Origin of the sequence: Streptomyces sp. LHD-70 (genome assembly GCF_031157275.1) — a bacterium.
Lineage (GTDB): Bacteria > Actinomycetota > Actinomycetes > Streptomycetales > Streptomycetaceae > Streptomyces.
This window is the reverse complement of sequence record NZ_JAVIFW010000006.1, coordinates 316,689-329,645: the sequence shown is the minus strand read 5'-3', so window position 1 is coordinate 329,645 and position 12,957 is coordinate 316,689. Positions and strand designations below refer to the sequence as shown.

Annotated in this window: 12 protein-coding genes; 4 read left to right on the top strand and 8 right to left on the bottom strand. The window is 70.4% G+C overall.

From position 1 onward, the window contains the following. Positions 1-283 precede the first annotated feature (283 nt). From RCO28_RS14430 to RCO28_RS14415, 4 genes are all read right to left on the bottom strand, one after another. Positions 284-715 carry a protein-tyrosine phosphatase family protein gene (locus tag RCO28_RS14430; RefSeq protein ID WP_308941474.1) on the bottom strand — a complete coding sequence of 144 codons (432 nt, stop codon included), beginning with the start codon at positions 713-715 and terminating at the stop codon, positions 284-286. 201 nt (positions 716-916) lie between these two features. Continuing rightward, complete coding sequence (locus RCO28_RS14425) at positions 917-1,738, bottom strand: class I SAM-dependent methyltransferase (RefSeq protein WP_308941473.1); 822 nt, start codon at positions 1,736-1,738, stop codon at positions 917-919. 111 nt (positions 1,739-1,849) lie between these two features. After that, positions 1,850-2,335: an NUDIX hydrolase gene (locus RCO28_RS14420; protein WP_308941582.1), complete on the bottom strand. Its 486-nt coding sequence runs from the start codon at positions 2,333-2,335 to the stop codon at positions 1,850-1,852. A 396-nt stretch (positions 2,336-2,731) separates the two neighbouring features. Beyond that, the gene (locus RCO28_RS14415; RefSeq protein WP_308941472.1) at positions 2,732-3,898 is read right to left on the bottom strand and encodes a helix-turn-helix domain-containing protein; all 1,167 of its coding nucleotides are present in this window, start codon (positions 3,896-3,898) and stop codon (positions 2,732-2,734) included. Positions 3,899-4,025: 127 nt separating this feature from the next. On the opposite strand from RCO28_RS14415, the gene clpX reads away from it, so the two are divergent. Then, positions 4,026-5,339, top strand: a complete 1,314-nt coding sequence (clpX, locus tag RCO28_RS14410; RefSeq protein ID WP_308941471.1) for an ATP-dependent Clp protease ATP-binding subunit ClpX — start codon at positions 4,026-4,028, stop codon at positions 5,337-5,339. 415 nt (positions 5,340-5,754) lie between these two features. After that, a complete protein-coding gene (locus RCO28_RS14405) occupies positions 5,755-6,192 on the top strand; it encodes a helix-turn-helix domain-containing protein (RefSeq protein ID WP_374991166.1) in 438 nt (145 codons plus the stop codon). Positions 6,193-6,273: 81 nt separating this feature from the next. On the opposite strand, the gene RCO28_RS14400 is transcribed toward RCO28_RS14405, so the two are convergent. Next, complete coding sequence (locus tag RCO28_RS14400; RefSeq protein ID WP_308941470.1) at positions 6,274-6,891, bottom strand: ATP-dependent Clp protease proteolytic subunit; 618 nt, start codon at positions 6,889-6,891, stop codon at positions 6,274-6,276. 2 nt (positions 6,892-6,893) lie between these two features. Then, positions 6,894-7,553, bottom strand: a complete 660-nt coding sequence (locus RCO28_RS14395; RefSeq protein ID WP_308941469.1) for an ATP-dependent Clp protease proteolytic subunit — start codon at positions 7,551-7,553, stop codon at positions 6,894-6,896. Between the two features lie 312 nt (positions 7,554-7,865). Between RCO28_RS14395 and RCO28_RS14390 the strand changes: the two genes are divergently transcribed. Continuing rightward, positions 7,866-8,702 carry an SAM-dependent methyltransferase gene (locus RCO28_RS14390; RefSeq protein ID WP_308941468.1) on the top strand — a complete coding sequence of 279 codons (837 nt, stop codon included), beginning with the start codon at positions 7,866-7,868 and terminating at the stop codon, positions 8,700-8,702. A 279-nt stretch (positions 8,703-8,981) separates the two neighbouring features. After that, positions 8,982-10,919 carry a choice-of-anchor A family protein gene (locus RCO28_RS14385; RefSeq protein ID WP_308941467.1) on the top strand — a complete coding sequence of 646 codons (1,938 nt, stop codon included), beginning with the start codon at positions 8,982-8,984 and terminating at the stop codon, positions 10,917-10,919. Positions 10,920-11,033: 114 nt separating this feature from the next. On the opposite strand, the gene msrB is transcribed toward RCO28_RS14385, so the two are convergent. Together msrB and murC are read right to left on the bottom strand one after the other, a co-directional pair. Next, positions 11,034-11,441, bottom strand: coding sequence for a peptide-methionine (R)-S-oxide reductase MsrB (gene msrB / locus RCO28_RS14380; RefSeq protein WP_308941466.1), 408 nt, complete (start codon positions 11,439-11,441; stop codon positions 11,034-11,036). Positions 11,442-11,455: 14 nt separating this feature from the next. Beyond that, entirely contained in the window at positions 11,456-12,877 is a 1,422-nt protein-coding gene (gene murC / locus RCO28_RS14375) for a UDP-N-acetylmuramate--L-alanine ligase (protein WP_308941465.1), read from the bottom strand. Positions 12,878-12,957 lie beyond the last annotated feature (80 nt).

Below are 12,957 nucleotides of genomic sequence, written 5' to 3'. Positions count from 1 at the left end.
ACGACGGGAGAGCCGGAGCGGGAGCAACACAAGGCACGTGAGTGCCACCGAGCTCCCGCCGCTTCTCCCCTCCCCCGCTTCCCCCTTCGCTTCTCTCCTCGCGTCCGACCGCTCACGAGCGACCCATCAGTTGCGCGCATCGCGCATTCCGGCTGAATCCCTGCGTGTCGGCATCGGCACGGCAGCCAACTGTTCAGACCGTCCTGTTCTCCATCACGCCGCTCCGCGGCCGGACTCAGCAAAGGCGAGCATGCCCATGTATCACGGCCACAACAGCAAGCAGTCACCCACTGAAGGTGCGTACGTACCGACGTTGCCAGGGCGTCTCCACGGCATGCCGGTCGTAGTGACGGCGCACGAAGTCCACCGCTTCCGCGGGCGGTACGCCGTCGAGGACGGCGAGGCAGGCGAGCGCGGTGCCGGTGCGGCCGCGACCGCCGCCACAAGCAACCTCGACCCGCTCGGACGCGGCGCGCTCCCAGACGTTGCGGAGCACGGAGGCGGCCTCGGCCCGATCGCTGGGCAGCCGGAAGTCGGGCCAGCGCAGCCAGCGGGACTCCCACTCCGTCGCGGTCGGCTGCTTGCCGAGCAGCAGCACGGAGTACGTGGGCAGGGGCCCGTCGGGCAGCGGCTTCCGCAGGCCGCGCCCGCGCACCAGGCGGCCCGACGGCAGCCGCAGCACGCCCGGTGCTGCTGGATCCCAGGACTCGATCACGCACCTACGGTAAGTGGCGCCTCGGGCGGGCCGCCACGGAATGCCGCATGCCGCTTCCCTTCCCGATGGCCCGCCTTCCCTCCCCGACGGCCAGCCCCGCCCCTCTCCGGGCACCCCTCCCGATTCCCTGACCGACTCCTTGCCCGCCTGGAGCTCTTACTCCCCTCGCTGCTGCGCCGCCTGGGTTCTGCCTTCCGGAGTTCAGAACCCGTACCGCAGCATGCGGCCGACGTCGCGCATCACGGGGATATGGGCGAGCAGACGCATGCCGAGGCGGCCCGATGGGGGCAGATGGTCAAGTCCGGGCACCTCGACGCTCCGCACCGAGTCGAGCAGGGTGAGCCCCGGGGCCCAGGACTCCAGAGCTTTGGGGTCGTCGACTCCCCAGTGGAGCGTCGCGCCGGCGTTGCGCACGGCCGGCACCCATTTCTGCAGCCGGATGCCTGCAGTGCCGTACACGTCGAAGAGCAGGCGGCCGCTGGAGAAGCGGGCGGTGATCCCCTGGATGAGACGACGGGCGTCGGCCTCGCGCAGGTACATGGAGAGGCCCTCGAAGACCGCCACGGTGGGGCGGTCCGCAGGGATCTGTTCGAGCCAGCCTTCCTCGGTGACGGAGGAGCCGATCATGCGGTAGTCCACGCCGTCGGGTTCACTGAGCAACCGGCGGCGCAGTTCGATCACTTCGGGAAAGTCCACGTCGATCCAGCGCACGCTCGGCGGGGGCGCGATCCGGTGCACGCGCGTGTCCAGGCCACATGCCAGGTGGAGCACAGTGGCCGAGGGCTGCTCGGCGAGGAACTCCCGGGTCCAGTCGTCGAGTTGGCGGGCTCTGAGGGCGACGCCCACCGCGGAGGTGCCTTTGACGCCGGTCTTGCGGAAGTCGTAGTCGATGCGCCGCACGGCGCGGGCCGCCTCGTCGTCGTGCAGGACGGAGCGTGGCGAACGGCTGTCCAAGGCGCGCCCGTAGAGGGTGGCCAGCATGGTCTCCTGAGCGCCGGTCAGCGTGATCTTCTCGCGGTCCATGAGGCCTCAAGCTACTCATGGGGAGGCAGGCGAGGGCCTCGACACGAAAAGGTGACGCGAACCTGCTGCCGCCTCCACTCCCGTACCGGCCGCACCCCGTCCGCCGCGATCTCAGGCCATGCGATAGCAGTGAGCGTCCTGCGCCGGTACGTCGAGATCCTTGCGCCAGGCGGCGAGCACGCCCGCGGAGGGCTCGAAGAGATCGGCGGGGAGGGCGTCGAGGCCCGTCCACGCCCACCGCACGATCTTGTCCGGTTCGGTCACCTCGGCGACGGCTCCCGCAGGCGCCGACACGACCGCCGCGGCGGACAGTCTGGTGACTCCCTGCTTGCCGTCGACGACCACGGCAACGACCTGGACGTCTTCGGGAGACACCGGCAGGGCGGTCTCCTCGGCGAGTTCGCGGGCCGCGGTCTGCTCGAAGCTCTCCCCCGCGTCGACCTTCCCGCCGGGAAGTTCCCAACGGTCGTCGTGGCCGAGCCCGAGGAGGATGCGCTCCTGATCATCGACGACGATGACGCCGACACCGGTGACGCCGTTCGGCGCGGGGAAGGCCCGCTCGGCCCGCTCGGCCTTGGGGGCAGCGGACTCGGACATGTTGTTGCTGGACACAACGGCCTCCAACCTGCACGTACGGCAGCCGAGTTCCGCAGTGCGGACGACAGGGGCATCGGACCTCGGCGATCAAGGTCACCGTATCGCTGCTGCTCCGGCCGATCGAAAGCGGCGACGAGGAAGGCCTGGCCCGCCAGGGATCGTTGCCGTGCAGAGGGCGGCCCGGCCAGAGATAGGGCTACGGCTACGGCCACGGCCACGGCCACGGCCACGGTGCCGACTGCGCCACACAGCGCGAGGTCTGGCCCTGGCGTGACCCCAGCCGCGCAAGCGGCCTTGGTGGACATACCGGCTGGGTCCCACAGCGCCCATCAGGCACCGGGACGCGGCCTTCGACCTCCTGACCCGGGCGGGCCCGGCGCCGCCCGGTGGGCCCGATCAGCCGGAGGCGGGGACGGGATCGGCCAGGCCCGCCGTCGCCGCCGCGTGACAGGCGCCTCGGCCGTCGGCGCGGGCGACGATGCGGCCGCCGGCGATCCGTACGGCGGCCTCGGTGCCATCGCTCACCGCGGGAAGACCTGCTGCGGCCGCGAGGGAGCCCGAGGCGTCGTACACCACCTGGAGTCGCGGCCAGGACGCGACGGGGAAGGAGGCACGCAGGCAGCTCACGACGTCGGCGATGGCGAGGCGCGCGAGCGGAATGAGTTCGTCCGGGCAGCCGGAGACGAGTGCCACGGTCACCGTGGCGCCGGGCGGCGCCGAACGTACCGCCTCCTCCACGGCTTCCAGGCGGTGCAGGCCGAGCACAGCGAGCACGCCGTCGGCGCCGAGGCGGGCAGGGGTTCCGCGCACGGCATCCACGAACGCCGGGTTCGCGACCGGGTCCGCACCCACCACCCGCGAGCCCGCCCGCGAGCCCGCCTGCGAACCCTCGGGCGCCGACGCGCGGGGCCATGGCTCGTCCACGGGTCGTGCTCGGGGCACGTACGGGAGATGGGGCGGTGCCCAGGTGTCGTGCGGGGTGGAGTCGGCGAGCCGTTCGCAGGCGTGGATCACGGTGAAGGGTTCGATGAACCCGGGTGCGGCATCGGCCAGTTGGCGTGCTCCGTGGAGCGAGGTCAGTACGGATTCCGCCACGCGCACCATGCGGGGGCCGTCGGCCGGGCCTTCCTGATCGGAGGGCGCGCGGACGAGCAGCAACCGTTCGAGGGCGAGACCGAGCAGAAGGGCGTCCAACTTCAGGAGTTGGCCGTACGGTTGGCGGGTTCGCTCGTCGGCGAGCACTTCGGACATCAGGTGTGTGTCGAGCCGCGCGAGACCCCCGGCGAGTGGCAGGCGGGCTGTCCACGTGCGGGCGAACATGGCGAGGGCGCTGCGGGGTGTGCAGTCGACCGCCAGGTCTGTGGACGTTTCGGGTGCGGACTCGGCCAGCTCCGCGAGGACCGCGAAGTAAAGGGCCCTCTTTCCCGGGAAGTTGGAGTAGACGGCGCCGCGAGTGAGGCCCGCGCGTTCGGCGATGCTGTCGACCTTCGCGCCGGGATAGCCGCGCGCGGTGAACTCCTCCCGGGCCGCCGCGAGAACCTTGGCGCGATTGAGTTGCTGCAACTGCGCCCTGCTGAGCCGACCCATTGCCCTCACTCGCTGATGCCCTGTATGGATTGCCGTCCGTCACGGCGCAGGATACCTTCGTTTCACATGGTGACGTCATCTGATCCCGGCATTTGAGGTACGAGTGGCACGCATCGGCGACAGCGAAAACCTGCTGAAGTGCACGTTCTGCGGCAAGAGTCAGAAGCAGGTGAGGAAGCTCATCGCGGGCCCGAGCGGCATCTGCATCTGCGACGAGTGCGTGGGACTGTGCAACGAGCTGATCGCCGAGGAGGCCGAGGAGGCAGCCGAGGGCACGCCGCGTGAACTGCCCACGCCACGCGAGATCTTCACGTTCCTCGAGCAGTACGTGATCGGGCAGGAGGAAGCCAAGAAGACGCTGTCGGTGGCGGTCTACAACCACTACAAGCGTGTACGTCAGGGTGGCGCGCAGGCCGGTTCGGCGGGCGGTGGGCAGGGCTCGTCGTCATCGTCGGCGCTTCCGGAGCCGGTGGAACTCGGCAAGTCCAACATCCTGTTGATGGGGCCGACGGGCTGCGGCAAGACGTATCTGGTGCAGACTCTGGCGCGCATGCTGGAGGTGCCGTTCGCGATCGGTGACGCGACGGCGCTGACCGAGGCGGGCTATGTCGGCGAGGACGTCGAGAACATCCTGCTGAAGCTGTTGCAGGCGGCGGACCACGATGTGGAGCGGGCGCAGCACGGCATCATCTACATCGACGAGATCGACAAGGTGGCGCGCAAGAGCGAGAACCCGTCGATCATGCGGGACGTGTCCGGCGAGGGAGTGCAGCAGGCTCTCCTGAAGATCCTCGAGGGCACGGTGGCCTCGGTGCCGCCGCAGGGCGGGCGGAAGCATCCGCAGCAGGAGTTCATCCAGTTCGACACGTCGCAGGTGTTGTTCATCGTGGGCGGCGCGTTCGCCGGTCTGGAGCGGATCATCGAGCAGCGAGCGGGCGGCAAGGGCATCGGCTTCACCGGTTCGCTTGGCTCGACGCAAGGGGCTGCCGAGGAGCGGCCGTTCGCGGGGGCGCTGCCGCAGGATCTGCTGAAGTTCGGCCTGATTCCGGAGATCGTGGGGCGGCTGCCGATGATGGCGGCGGTCGACCCGCTGGACGGGCCGGCCCTGGTCCGCATTCTCACCGAGCCGCGCAACGCGCTGTTGAAGCAGTACCAGAAGCTCTTCGAAATGGACGGTGTGGAGCTGGAGTTCACGGACGAGGCCGTCGAGGCGATCGCCGAGCAGGCACTGCTGCGCCGCACGGGCGCCCGCGCGGCCCGCACGATCCTCGAAGAGGTGCTGCTGAACGTGATGTACGAGGTGCCGAGCCGGGACGACGTGGCGCGTGTCGTCGTCTCTCGCGACACCGTGCTCGACAACGTCAACCCGACGCTCGTACCACGGGACGAGTCCGGTCCGAGCGAGAAGTCGGCGTAGGGCACATCCCGTAGGAGCGCGACCACCTCGCTGACTCACCACTCACCGCCCAGCGCCTGACCACTCACCCCCCAGCGCCTGACCAATCACCACGCCACCGCCTCACCGCTGCACCACGGCAACTCCTCACCACGCCACCTCCTCACCGCCGCACCGCTTCGCTGTTGGCAGAACGGAACCTGCCCCTCAGCCAGCCCTCCGCTCCTACCCTGAAATGGTGAGCAGCGAAGAGCCGACCGAAGCACTCGAGGCGCGAGACGGCCGCGTCACCTGTACGGGCCAGGGCCGGTCCGTAGCCCCGGTCCGGGGTCCGCGTGCGGGCCACGGGGCCCAGGACTCCCACAAGTCGGGCGAGACCCGTGACGCCCAGGTGATACCGCTGCGGCCCGCCCTCTCGGCGCCCGAGTCTTCGGCACTGCCCTCAACGCCCGCGCCCCCGACAACCCTTACGGCCCCGACGGCCCCCGCGACCCCCACCGCCGCCCCCGCGGCTCCCACGGCTCCCACGGCTCCCGCCAAGGAGCCCCTGTGGCGGGACATCGTGGGTGATGTGCTGCGGCGCGAACGGCTGGTTCAGGAGCGGACGTTGAAGGACGTGGCGGACGCCGCCCGGATCTCGATGCCGTACCTCTCGGAGTTGGAGCGGGGCCGTAAGGAGGCCTCGTCCGAGGTGCTGGCGGCTGCGGCACGCGCCCTGGGCCTGAGCCTGACCGATCTGCTCTCCCGGGGGCACGCGGAGATCATCCGGCTCTCCGGCGCGGGCCCGGTCAGCGGAGCCGGTGGGCGTTCCGGTGCACGCGTCACGGGCCCGATGGCGAGCATTCAGCGGAACCAGATGCGACTGGCTGCCTGAGCCGAGGTCGGCGGTCGGGGCAGGGCAGACGCCAGAGGCCCGCGGCCCCGGCCCGGCCCTGCCCCGCCTACCGCCCACCGCCTACCCCACCCCCCGCACCCCCTCCGTAGTCCGACGCGTCAGGACCTCGTCCGCGAGGCCGTACGCCACTGCCTCCTGGGCCGTGAAGACCTTGTCGCGGTCCATGTCCTGACGCAGGGTCGCCACCGCGTGCCCGGTGTGGTGGGAGAGCACTTCCTCGATCTGGGCGCGGATCCGGATCATCTCCTTGGCCTGGACGCGCAGGTCGGCGACCGTACCGCGCTGTCCACCGCTCGCGGGCTGGCCGAGCAGTACGCGCGAGTGGTCCAGGACGAAACGCCTGCCCTTGTCGCCCCCGGCAAGGAGCACGGCGGCCGTGGACGCGGCCTGGCCCACGCAGAACGTGGAGATGGGAGCGCCGACGAAGGTCATCGTGTCGTAGATCGCCATGAGTGAAGTGAACGATCCGCCCGGGGAGTTGATGTAGATGGCGATCTCCTGGCCCGGGTTGGACGCCTCCAAATGCAGGAGTTGGGCGATGACGACGTTGGCGACGCCGTCGTCGATCTCCGTGCCGAGGAAGATGATGCGCTCGGAGAGCAGCCTGCTGAACACGTCGTAGGACCGCTCGCCCTGCGGGGTGCGCTCGACGACGTTCGGGATCGTGTACGTACCCATGCTCAGAATCCCCTCCGCTGCCTGGCCGCCGCAGGCCGAACGTCGACCATCGAGGTGACCACGTGGTCGACCATGCCGTAGTCCTTGGCCTGTTCGGCGGTGAACCAGCGGTCACGGTCGCCGTCGCGCGCGATGGTCTCTTCGGACTGTCCGGTGTGCTCGGCGGTGATGCGCTCGATGGAACCTTTCAGGAACTCCAGGTTCTCCGCCTGGATCTCGATGTCGGCGACGGCACCCCCGATGCCGGCGGACGGTTGGTGCATCATGATCCGCGCGTTGGGCAGGGCGTACCGCTTCCCCGGGGTGCCGACCGCGAGCAGGAACTGGCCCATGCTGGCGGCGAAGCCCATGGCCAGCGTGGAGACGTCGTTCGGGATCAGCTGCATCGTGTCGTAGATGGCGAGGCCGGCGTGCACGGAGCCGCCAGGGCTGTTGATGTAGAGGCTGATGTCGGTACGCGCGTCCTCGGCCGACAGCAGCAGCATCTGCGCGCACACCCGGTTCGCGGACACCTCGTCGACCTGCGTGCCGAGCACGATGATGCGCTGGCCGAGGAGTTGGGCGGCCAGATGGTCGTCGAACCGCGTGGGCACCGTGTCCCCTTCCTCGGCCCGTGGGCTCGCGTCCCGGCCCCAAGGGGTGGTGAGCGAAGTCGTAGTCATCGGGTCCTCCTCACTTCGTCGCTTCGTTGCTTCGTCGCTTCGTCGCTTCGTTCGCTACGTCGCTTCGTTCGCTTCGTCTTCGTCGCCGCACGTCAGCGGGTCACTTCCACTGTCGGCCGCCGACCACCACGAGGACAGAGTTCTCTGCCCTGAGCAGATCTGCCCACGGCAGAGCGAGGGCGGATCCGCCCGTACGCAGGCACAACACGGGGCCCGCTCCCGCGTCCACCCCCGACCACCTCACACAGCCCTTAACTCGACGGCCTACATTGCCTGTTGAAGATCCGTGAGCAGCGCCACCAGGAGGCACCTATGTCTGAGCGACCCACCCCCGAGACGGCCCCCGAGACAGCCCCCGAAGAGCTGCGCGCCCGGATCAACACCTCCCAGCCGCACACGGCCCGGATCTGGAACTACTGGCTCGGCGGCAAGGACAACTACGACGTGGACCGCGCGGCCGGCGACCAGATCCGGCAACTGCACCCGGGCATCGGGGAGTACGCGCGCGCGGACCGCCGCTTCCTCGGCGCGGCCGTGCGGCACCTGGTGGACAAGGTCGGCATCCGCCAGTTCCTGGACGTGGGTACGGGGCTGCCCACCGCCGACAACACGCACGAGGTGGCACAGGCGCTCGCGCCGGAGAGCCGTGTCGTGTACGTCGACAACGACCCGCTGGTGCTCGCGCACGCGCGTGCGCTGCTGACCAGCACTCCGGAGGGCAGGACCGCGTATCTCGACGCCGACCTGCGCGACGTGGACACGATCCTGGAGCACGCGGCCAGGACCCTGGACCTGAGCCGGCCGGTCGCGCTGGTGCTGCTCGGGGTCGTCATATTCATCGAGGACGAGGAGCAGGCCCGTGGTGTCGTACGACGCATCATGGACGCCCTGCCCAGCGGCAGCCACCTCGTGCTCTCGCACACCATCACCAGCCCCGCCATGCCGGACGTGGACGCGGCCGTCGCGTTCTGGAACGAGCACGGCACCCCGAAGCTGACGCAGCGCATTCCGGCCCAAGTGGCGGAGTTCTTCGATGGTTTGGAGCTGATCGGCCCCGGCGTCGTGTCCTGCAACCGCTGGCACCCGGACGTCGCCGACGAGGCGGTGGAGGAGGTGGCGATGTTCGGCGGGGTGGCCGTGAAGCGCTGACTCGCTGCGAGGGGGAGAAGATCCCGCCCCCCGGGTCCACGCGTCCGGGACTCCGGCTCCACTCGTCCGGCGCCCCGGCGCCCCGGCTCCACACGTCCAGCGCGCCCCGGCGCCCCGGCTCCACACGTCCAGCGCGCCCCGGCGCCCCGGCTCCACGCGTCCGGCGCCCCGGCCCGCCCCTCCATCCGGTCGTCCGGATCTCACCGCTTCCGGTGGCAGTGGCGCGCCGCTTGGCCGATGCCCCGGGATGCAAACCGCCCGAGATATCTCCTTTGTGACATGTGGCCACTTTCACACCCCAAGGAAGTCCTGTCGGGTGCGTCCCGGCTGCGGCTGTCCGCCCGCTCCACCGCCGCCGCGTGCGGCGCCCTCGCCCTGGTGTGCGCGCCGCTTACGGCGACAGCGGCGGCGCACGCCGAGTCCGCCCAGGACGGCAGGTCCGCCCGGCCCACCGCGCCGAGCGCAACCGCCGCATTGCACACGTCCGCCCCATCGCGCACGCCCGCCGCACCGCACAAGCCCACCGCACAGCGCGCGTCCGCCGCCCTCGCGGCCCCGCTGCCCGGCGGGCTCGGGCCGTGCGTGCCGGGCAGGTGTCCGGACACGTACCCGCCGGTCAACAACAACGCCATCGAGTACCGCGACAACGGCATCAACCTCTACGTCGGCGACGACTTCCTGGTGCGCGGCAGCGCGGCGGAGGCCGAGGGCCGGGTGGTCACGCTCGGCGACTTCGACCAGGACAAGGTGCCGGGCGTCAGCGCCGTCTACAACGTCGGAGAGGCGGGCGTCGGCTCCCGCGTGGCCCCGCCTCTGCGTGCCGACTGGCTGACGACGGGCGGTGACATCACCGTGGCCGACGGCGAACGCCTGCTCGCCGAGGGCGGTGTGACCCGGTACGCGGGCACCACGACCGGCACCATCGACTCGAAACTGGATCAGGACGACGCCGCGGCGACCCCGTACATCGGGCTGCGGGACGATCTCACCGAGGCCAGCCAGTGCTATGGGCACCCGGAGGGCGGTACGAGCACCCGTACACCCACCGGAACGGCCGTCAACAACGGCTACGAGACCCGCTTCACCGGCGACGGCACGTCCTCACTTCAGGTGTTCAACGTCGACTTCGACATGACGTCCGCCTCCGGCGGGGACCAGGGCATCGTCTTCGAGCGCATCCCCGAGGGCGCGACGGTCCTGGTCAACGTCCTCGGCGACAACCGCACCCTCAGCACGTACGGCGGCAGCCTCGACGACGGCCACCCGCTCAACCAGCTGCGGGACCGGCTGCTTTGGAACTTCCCGGACGCGACGACCGTGAACGTCGCGGGCTCCGGCCAGATGCAGGGCAGCTTCCTGATCGGCAACCAGGCGTCCGCGTCGACGGTCAGCGTGATCGGGATGAACGGCCGCTTCTTCACCACGGGTTCGCTCACCCACACCTCCGGCGCGGGTGGGGGCGGCGGCCAGGAATTCCACAACTATCCGTTCGAGGGCGACCTCCCGGACTGTGGAAGCCCGGTGACGACCGGCCAAGTCGAGGTCCTCAAGACCGACGAAGAAACCGGAAACCCCCTCCCCGGCGCCGAATTCGAACTCTGGGAGGAGACCAACGGCACCGAAGGCCTCCAAACCACCGGCGACAACCCCGACACCCAAATCGGCGACACCTGCACCACAAGCACCGACGGCCGCTGCACGGACACCGTCCCCACCGGCACCTACTACTGGCGCGAAACCCAAGCCCCCGAAGGCTACGAACTCCCCGACCCCGCAGTCTTCGGCCCCCTCACACTCACCGAAACCAACGCCACCGACGGCGTCGAAGTCACCGCCACCAACACCCCGGAGGAGGCGCCCGACCCGGAGGGTGCGCTGCACGTCGTCAAGGCCGACCAGAGCGACGGTGAGCCGCTGGGTGGTGCCGTGTTCCAGCTGTGGCGGGAGAGCAACGGGCAGGCGGGGCTGCAGACTTCGGGCGCCCGCCGGGACACCCGGATCGGCAACGGCTGCACGACGGACTCACGCGGCCGTTGCGACTTCGACGAGCTGCCGCCCGGCGAGTACTACCTGCAGGAGACAGACGTCCCCGAGGGCTACGTCCTGCCCGACGACCGGGTGAGCGGCCCGCACGAGATCACCGCGGACAACGCCGACGAGGGCGTCACCGTACGCCTCAGCAACAAGCGCGGGGAGCCGGGCAAGGACGGGAAGTAGGTCCTGATACGGCTGGAACAACGGCAACGGCAGTGGGCACGACCGGAAGGTCGTGCCCACTGCCGTACCACCGGAGCCGACGGGAAGTACGAGGCCCCCGCCCGCTACTCCCCGCTACTCCCCTACCGCCTCGAGCCGCAACGAGATCGAGTTGATGCAGTACCGCTGGTCGGTGGGCGTCGGATAGCCCTCGCCCTCGAAGACGTGCCCCAGGTGGGAGCCGCAGCGGGAGCAGCGGACCTCGGTGCGGACCATGCCGTGGGAGCGGTCCTCGATCAATTCGACGGCGTCCGACTGCTTCGGGTCGTAGAAGGACGGCCAGCCGCAGTGGGACGCGAACTTGGTCTCGGAGGTGAACAGCTCCGCGCCGCAGGCACGGCAGGAGTAGACGCCCTTGGTCTTGGTGTCGGTGTACTCACCGGTGAACGCGGGCTCCGTGCCGGCCTGGCGCAGGACCGCGTACTCCGCGGGGCTCAGCTCCTCGCGCCACTGCTCGTCGGGCTTCTCGACGTCGTACGACATGGTTGCGCGTCCCCTCAGTTCGACTCGTTCGACACGAGCGAGCCGTTCGACAAGCGGTCCAGGATCTTCGGGCCGAGGTCCGTCACGTCCCCCGCTCCCATCGTGAGAACGAGATCGCCGGGCCGTGCCATTCCCGCGATCACCTCGGGGACGGCGTCCTTGGCGTGCTCAGGGGTGACGTCGGCGCCGGCCGTGCGGGCCGCGTCGATGATGAGTGCGCTGGTGATGCCGGGGATCGGGTCCTCGCGGGCCGGGTAGATGTCCAGGACCACGGACGCGTCGGCGAGCGCGAGCGCCTGGCCCATCTCGACGCCCAGCTCCTGGGTGCGGGAGAAGAGGTGCGGCTGGAAGACGACCAGGATGCGGGAGTCCCCGACCGCGCCGCGGATCGCCTCCAGGTCGGCGTTCATCTCGGTCGGGTGGTGCGCGTACGAGTCGATGACCTGGACGCCGGCGGCCTCGCCCTTGAGCTGGAGGCGGCGCTTGACTCCGGTGTACTTGCCGAGGGCCGAGGCGAGGTTGTGGGCCGGGATGCCGAGGGCGACTCCGGCGGCGAGGGCGGCGACGGCGTTGTGCGCGTAGTGCCGCCCGGGGACCGAGACGGTGAAGGTGAGCAGCTTGCCGCCGAGCAGGACGGTCACCTCGCTGGCCAGTCCGCGCGGGGTGACCTTCTGGATGCGGACGTCGGCGCCCTCGGATTCGCCGTACGTGACGATCTGGACGTCGGAGCGCTCGCGGACGCGGCGGGTGAGTTCGGCGGCGCCGGACTGGTCGGCGGCGATGACGAGGGTGCCGCCGGGGACGATCTTGTCGGCGAAGGTCTCGAAGGACTCGTAGATCTCGTCCATGGACGCGTAGTTGGCGTGGTGGTCGAGCTCGACGTTGAGGACGATGGCGACCTCAGGCGCGTACTTGTGGAAGCTGCGGTCCGATTCATCGGCCTCGGCGACGAAGATCTCGCCCTCGCCGTGGTGGGCGTTGGAGCCGGGCGCGTCCAGGTCGCCGCCGATGGCGTACGAGGGGTCGAGCCCCAGGGCGGACAGCGACACCGCGAGCATCGACGTGGTGGTGGTCTTGCCGTGCGTGCCAGCCACCGCGATGGGGCGCAGGCCGTCCATCAGCCGGGCCAGGGCGTCCGAGCGGTGCACGACGGGGACGCCGCGGTCCTTGGCGGCGGTCAGCTCGGGGTTGTCCTCGCGGATCGCGGAGGAGACGACGACGGCGGAGGCGTCCGCGGCGAGGTGGGCGGCGTCGTGGCCGATGTGCACGGTCGCGCCGCGCTCGCGCAGCGCCTCGGCGGTGCCCGACTCGCGCGCGTCGCTGCCCGCGACCTTGGCGCCGCGCTGGGCGAGGATCTTCGCGATGCCCGACATTCCGGCGCCGCCGATGCCGATGAAGTGCGGTCGGTCCATGGCGGGGGGCAGGCCGGGGGTCATGTACGTCTCCTGGGCGGGCTGGCTGTCCGGCGGTCGGCCGCCGGTGTCCCGGCGTCGCCGCGCCCCCGCGCCGGGTCGGG

Coding starts and splice junctions, on each gene's coding strand:
- RCO28_RS14425 (WP_308941473.1), bottom strand. CDS start 1,738: ATGGACCGCGAGAAGATCACGCTGACCGGCGCTCAGGAGACCATGCTG.
- RCO28_RS14420 (WP_308941582.1), bottom strand. CDS start 2,335: ATGTCCGAGTCCGCTGCCCCCAAGGCCGAGCGGGCCGAGCGGGCCTTC.
- RCO28_RS14400 (WP_308941470.1), bottom strand. CDS start 6,891: ATGGGTACGTACACGATCCCGAACGTCGTCGAGCGCACCCCGCAGGGC.
- RCO28_RS14395 (WP_308941469.1), bottom strand. CDS start 7,553: ATGACTACGACTTCGCTCACCACCCCTTGGGGCCGGGACGCGAGCCCA.
- RCO28_RS14390 (WP_308941468.1), top strand. CDS start 7,866: ATGTCTGAGCGACCCACCCCCGAGACGGCCCCCGAGACAGCCCCCGAA.
- RCO28_RS14385 (WP_308941467.1), top strand. CDS start 8,982: ATGTGGCCACTTTCACACCCCAAGGAAGTCCTGTCGGGTGCGTCCCGG.
- msrB (WP_308941466.1), bottom strand. CDS start 11,441: ATGTCGTACGACGTCGAGAAGCCCGACGAGCAGTGGCGCGAGGAGCTG.
- murC (WP_308941465.1), bottom strand. CDS start 12,877: ATGACCCCCGGCCTGCCCCCCGCCATGGACCGACCGCACTTCATCGGC.